General features: G+C 41.2%; 6 protein-coding genes and 1 rRNA gene. 3 read left to right on the plus strand and 4 right to left on the minus strand.

The window, feature by feature from the left end:
• The first annotated feature begins 363 nt into the window (after positions 1 to 363).
• Both NWP21_RS07090 and NWP21_RS07095 read left to right on the plus strand, forming a co-directional pair.
• Positions 364 to 1,569, plus strand: coding sequence for a PAS domain-containing sensor histidine kinase (locus NWP21_RS07090; RefSeq protein ID WP_280792142.1), 1,206 nt, complete (start codon positions 364 to 366; stop codon positions 1,567 to 1,569).
• A 54-nt stretch (positions 1,570 to 1,623) separates the two neighbouring features.
• Positions 1,624 to 2,502, plus strand: a complete 879-nt coding sequence (locus NWP21_RS07095; RefSeq protein WP_271730981.1) for a response regulator — start codon at positions 1,624 to 1,626, stop codon at positions 2,500 to 2,502.
• Here NWP21_RS07095 and NWP21_RS07100 read toward each other — a convergent pair.
• From NWP21_RS07100 to NWP21_RS07115, 4 genes are all read right to left on the minus strand, one after another.
• Positions 2,499 to 2,819, minus strand: a complete 321-nt coding sequence (locus NWP21_RS07100; protein WP_271730983.1) for a DUF3082 domain-containing protein — start codon at positions 2,817 to 2,819, stop codon at positions 2,499 to 2,501. The two genes, NWP21_RS07095 and NWP21_RS07100, sit on opposite strands and share 4 nt — an antisense overlap.
• Before the next feature lie 45 nt (positions 2,820 to 2,864).
• Entirely contained in the window at positions 2,865 to 3,821 is a 957-nt protein-coding gene (gene ispE, locus NWP21_RS07105) for a 4-(cytidine 5'-diphospho)-2-C-methyl-D-erythritol kinase (RefSeq protein ID WP_271730985.1), read from the minus strand.
• A gap of 94 nt (positions 3,822 to 3,915) precedes the next feature.
• Positions 3,916 to 4,743 carry a 16S rRNA (adenine(1518)-N(6)/adenine(1519)-N(6))-dimethyltransferase RsmA gene (gene rsmA / locus NWP21_RS07110; protein ID WP_271730987.1) on the minus strand — a complete coding sequence of 276 codons (828 nt, stop codon included), beginning with the start codon at positions 4,741 to 4,743 and terminating at the stop codon, positions 3,916 to 3,918.
• Positions 4,744 to 4,968: 225 nt separating this feature from the next.
• Entirely contained in the window at positions 4,969 to 5,139 is a 171-nt protein-coding gene (locus tag NWP21_RS07115) for a ssl1498 family light-harvesting-like protein (protein ID WP_271730989.1), read from the minus strand.
• A gap of 720 nt (positions 5,140 to 5,859) precedes the next feature.
• Here NWP21_RS07115 and NWP21_RS07120 point away from each other — a divergent pair.
• A 16S ribosomal RNA gene (locus NWP21_RS07120) occupies positions 5,860 to 6,000 on the plus strand; the annotation flags it as partial.

A 6,000-nucleotide genomic window follows, 5' to 3' on the forward strand; every position in this document is an offset into this window, starting at 1 on the left:
TGTATCGAATTGCCTTACACCCAAGGTTAATCATGAGCTTTGAAAAAATTCTCTGATCAAGGTGTTAATAGTTTGATTAGCAATTGAGAAAAAATAGCAAATACAAACATGATGAATAGATATGGAAAGCACTATGGACGAACCTGATATATGTACATTCAAATCACAAGTTTATTTTCTGTGCAAATGTCGTAATCTAGCTAAATTAATCCAATTTTCTCCCTGGAAATTCCGAGATTTTTGACCCCATAATTCCCTTGGTTCTAAATTGGGGGGTATGTCAACTACATAGATGAGCATCAAACTTGGAAGTTTAATTGCAGCTTTGGCTATTCAGAGAACTGATAAGGTAGTAGGGGGAGTATGTACAACTCGACTGACAAATTAAACAAAACTCAGGAGCATTTAGGAAAAGAAGTCACTGAACTCAAGAAAAAGGAGGAGCACCTGCAACAATCCCTTCTTCTACTGCGTTCTACTCTAGAATCGACTGCTCATGGTATTGTTGCAGTCAGTCTCAAAGGAGAGATTGTCAGCTTTAATCAGAAATTTGTGGAAATGTGGCAAATACCCAACTCTCTGATCAAGTCCCAGAAATATGTTCAGTATCAAGCTTTTTTTGAGAACCAATTGAAAGACCCAGAAGCCTATTACCAGATTATAGGTCAGGTATGCAGTCAATATGACCTGGAAACCTACGGTATGTTGGAGTTAAAAGATGGGAGGGTTTTGGCTCAATATTCTCAGCCTCAGTGGCTGGAGGGTAAAATTATTGGTAGAGTATGGAGCATTTGGGATGTGACGGAATCGCAGCGGAAACCAGAATTCCCGCGGTTAAATACAGAATCAGACCGGAGTCAGACTTTAGAACAAATAAAACAACTAACTCAACTGCAAGGGGATTTCATCTCTAGGTTATGCCATCAATTCCGCACTCCCTTAAATATTGTTTTATTCTCTAATAGCTTGCTCAAAAGGTATATGAGCGACTGGAATGAAGAGAAAATACAACCATTACTTGATCATGTTCAAACAGGTGTAGAACAGATTACCAAGATTTTAGATGATGTCTTGTTATTGGCGAAGGTACAAACAGCTAAACTTAACCATGATACCAAACCATTGAATTTAGTTGATTTCTGTAATCAGTTAATTGCGCAAATGCAGACAAGTGGTAGCCATAAACGCATAAATTTACTACCCCAAGGAGGTTATTTAACAGCCTGTATAGATAAAAAACTGATCGAGCCGATGATCATGAACTTGCTGGATAATGCTATGAAATATTCTCCTAGTGATAGCGTGGTTGAACTTAAACTATTCTGTCAGCATGGGAACGTAGTGTTCGAGGTGAAAGATAGGGGTATTGGTATTCCACTTGCAGATAGACAGCGATTATTTGAGCCATTTTATCGCGGTAGCAATATTCATCAGCCAGGTACTGGGCTAGGATTATTTATTGTCAAAACCCTTGTGGACTTACACAGGGGTAATATTGTTGTGGAAAGTGAAGTTGATGTCAGTACAACATTTAAGATCATGTTACCAGTAGTAACATCCCAGTTATGAGTTTAGTAGACAGTTTGCTGATTGTTCCTTGCTACAAATCCTATTAATAGAGAAATGACACAGGAATCTACGAAAACAATTCTCATAATTGAAGATGATGCTACTACCCGTAATCTTTATTTAATGGGTCTTGAGGCGATCGGTTTTAATACTATAGGTGCTGAAAATGGTTTGGTTGGTATTGAAAAAACACAAACCCATTTTCCTGATTTGGTGGTTTGCGATATTGTGATGCCGGGTATGGATGGTTATAGCGTTCTTTATACCATGCGTCAAGATCCTGTGACTGCGATTATTCCGTTTATTTTTCTGACTGGTAGCGACAATAAGACAGATGTTCGTAAGGGTATGGAGTTGGGAGCTGATGACTATATTACTAAACCTTCTACTTTAGAAGAATTACACAAAGCGATCGCTATCAGATTAGAAAAGCAATCTCTTTTGCGTTGCTGGTATGCAACTGAATCTCAGCAAATGCCAGAATCGGTAGGCGATAATACAAACCGACCTGTCAAATCTAACTCAATTTTTCCAGCCGTTCCCCATCTCAAAGAAGTTTTCGACTATATTGAAGCTAACTATCATCGAGGGATTACCTTATCTAACGTAGCTGATGCCGTTGGTTACTCAGCAGCATACTTAACCACTACAGTGGCGAAAAGAACAGGTGAAACTGTTAATGGCTGGATTGTCAAACGCCGCATGGCCGCGGCCCGTCCTTTATTGACGGATACTGATCAGACAATAGAGCAGATTGCTACAGCACTAGGCTACCAAAATGCTTGTCATTTCTCCCGGCAATTTCGCCAGCATCATGGTGTATCGCCCAAAAATTGGAGAAATCAGAACCAGGTTTCTCAAATTCCTAGTAGTGATAAAATGCTTGGTATTGACCCTGATTACCAAAAATATGCAGCTTTGGGTCTAGGTTAACTGTTTTTGGGTTTTGTCAACTGCTGTAACAATAATTGCATTGCCAACGCCAGCAAACCAATTGCAACTATGGCAAATATCCCAGATCCCAAGGCAACTACACCGACGACTAAAGTACGGACAGCAGAGCCAATATTTACCACCATGGGGTTATCCGAATGGATAGGTTTAGTGGCGAAAGTTGTCGCTATGGATATCATTAGCGAATACATAGCATATCCGAGTCCTCCAGAAAACACCGCTCCTGTGATGCAACGTAAAGGAGTTGGTGGAACCTGATTTTCAGCTTCTGCTTGTGTTACTTTTGGGTCACTCATATGTTCTTCGTGTCTTACTATCTTGGTGGTAAATTTCTACTTCACTCAACCCATTGATGATGTCACCTGAATGCCATGTATCACAGTCTGAGTCACAAATAATTCTAAGTCCTCATCGGGAACTGCAGCCCTTATCTGTAGCTTAACTGCTTGTGCTTGTTCTTCAGACTCCACTAGGGCAAAAACTGTGGGGCCAGAACCAGACATCATGGTTGCTAAAACGCCTTGTTGGGCGGAAAATAGTTCTCGCAGTTGTGACACTTGAGGATAAGCTGGTAAAACTACACGTTCTAAGTCATTGTGTAGTTTTTGGGCAATTTCTCCTATATCTTTATTCAGGATACCTTTAACTATTGGTGCCGAATGCACTGCAGCCGCCCGTGCTGCTAAATTTTCAGTGTCTCTGAGATAAGAACTACCAAATTCTTGGCGATAGGTTTTGTATGCCCAGGCTGTAGAAACTTCTAAGCTGCGATATTTGGCTAATACTATATATATAGTATCCAAGTTTGGTAAGGGAGAAAGTTGCTCGCCTCTACCTGTGGCGATCACTGTTCCCCCCGCAACGCAAAACGGGACATCTGAACCAAGAGTAGCACCCAGTTCTTCTAATTCTGATTTTGTTAGTCCCAGGTTCCACAGTAAATCTATCCCCACTAACACGGCTGCAGCATTTGTGGAACCTCCGGCCAATCCAGCAGCTACGGGAATATGCTTGTTAATCGTAATTTCTACGCCTCCGTATTCAGCTAAGGCTTGAGGAAATTGCGTCGCCATGAGTTCGGCTGCTCGGTAGGCTAGGTTACTTTGATCTGTAGGTACTTGTGGGTGGTTGCAATTGACTCTAATCATTTGATTGCTAAGGGACTGTACATTTATTTCGTCTGCCAGTCCGATACTTTGGAGTATCATCGCTAACTCATGATAGCCGTCAGTCCGGTCGCTGATGATTTCCAGATACAAGTTGATTTTGGCGGGAGCAATTAGAGTGTATGAACGCATTTTGACTGCTCAATTTTAGTTATTCAATACCATATCTTTGTGACGAGCCACGCTGAACTTGTTTGTTTGTGTCCTTGATGTTCTCTGTCTTTGCTTACACAGAACTGGTAGCATTTGTCAATAAGTTGGCTAAAGTTACCCACTGCTGAACACTCAGGTCTTCGGCTCGAACTTGGGGATTTATTTCTAATTGTTCCAGTAAGTGGCTCAGTCGATCGCGTTCTACAATGGATTGCAAATTATTTCTTAACATTTTGCGTTTGGCACCAAATCCGAGTTTTACTAGAGTTTCTAATTTGTGGGGGTCAATTGCTGGGGTTTCTATCTGTCTGGGACTCAACCGCACTACTGCTGAGTCTACTTTTGGTGGTGGGTAAAATGCACCCGCGGGAACGGTACAAATGAATTCACAATCAGCTAAATACTGCACCCGCACACTTAAGGCTCCAAAGGTTCTAGAACCAGGTTTAGCATACAATCTTTCTGCTACTTCCTTTTGTACGAGTAGCACTATGGAATCATAAGGTTCTGGGTTGGGGTGGGCTATAGTACCTAGCAACTTCTCGATGATTGGCCCTGTGATGTTGTAGGGAATATTGGCTACTACTTTATTAGGGTTGTGAAAATTGGTGAATGATGCTAAATGGGATGGTAGGTCTAAGATCAGAAAGTCCCCTTGCAATAGTAAAAAGTTGTCCTTTTTCCCCAGTTGCTTGGCTAGCTGTTTGCACAGGTCAAAGTCTATTTCTACTGCTATGAGAGATTGCACGTGGGGTAGTAAACGACGAGTGAGAATACCGGTACCCGGTCCTATTTCTAAGATGCGATCGCTCTGACGACATTCTGCTGCTTTAATAATTGCATCCAGAGCCTTTTCACTTTTGAGCCAATGTTGGGCAAAGGACTTACGCGGTCTAATCATTAATTTTCCTGACTATATCTGGTTTTGATATTTTTTTTTATTGTAGATACCTAAATTATCATGTTAGACACACCTCCACCCGAATCCTCAAGGTGAGATATGTTGAGACTCTCTGGGGGCTGATGAATTATTTTTGCACAACAAAAAACCCTGGTGAAACTAACCAGGGTGAGAAGGAGAAGTCGAATTGACGATGAGAGATACCGATACGAAAATCAAAAAATCTTAGCTAACGCCCAAGGAAACTAAAATTAAGGTAGCGACAATTAATGTAGCAAATGCAGCTTGGACAGTATATTGACGTTGCTGCTCTTGGCTGGGGTAGGTGGCGCAGTATATTTGGGGTTCTTTGGCATAGTTATTGAGAATACCTTTTTCATTAATAGTTGTGTACATAGTTTTTTGTGTTTGTTACTTTATGTAACCTAATTTAACAATATTATTACAATTTGTCAAGTATGGTTGACAAATAAGATTATATTTGGATTTAGAGTTATGCTGCTCAGTTGGTGCGAACTGACAAGTCAGCCCAAGGGCGATCGCTGTAAAAGTCCGTCTCTTTAGTGTTGGGTTCCCCTATTCTTGGGGAACCATTAGGCAGGTCCCCTGACAGATGATCAGCAAAAGGGTCTAAAGGAAATAGGAAGAATATATATAGTTGGGTTCATGGATTAACCGCTGATATATATGGAATAACTAGCGTTGCTGATTAAAATCGGGATGATTGGGGTTAGCGAATTGGTCTGAAATGCTCCCCTAGAGGAATATCCGAGAAAAAACCAGGTTGTTTTGACATTTCACATTCCGATAGAGCAACATTGAAAAACTCAGATCCTGCAGAATGCCCTCGGAGCAAGGGAAAGAAGCCGGAGTATGTCACCTAAAAAAAAGTTTGTCAAACCCCTTGACGAAACCAGATAGAATAGATATATTAAATAAGTGCCAAGGCGAGAGCCGAAGACACCTGAACCGAGAAAACAAAATACTTTGAAAGTTAAAGAATAACCAATCCTCGTCAAGAAGATTTAGTTTGGGTAGAGAAACCCAAGGTTAATCAAAAATTATAACAGGAATCCGCAATAAGAAGTTATTCGGAGGCCAAACTCTAAGCAAAATAAAACGGAGAGTTTGATCCTGGCTCAGGATGAACGCTGGCGGTATGCTTAACACATGCAAGTCGAACGGTCTCTTCGGAGATAGTGGCGGACGGGTGAGTAACGCGTGAGAATCTAGCTTCAGGTCGGGGACAACCACTGG

It is taken from the genome of Anabaenopsis sp. FSS-46 (genome assembly GCF_029891665.1).
Lineage (GTDB): Bacteria > Cyanobacteriota > Cyanobacteriia > Cyanobacteriales > Nostocaceae > Anabaenopsis > Anabaenopsis arnoldii.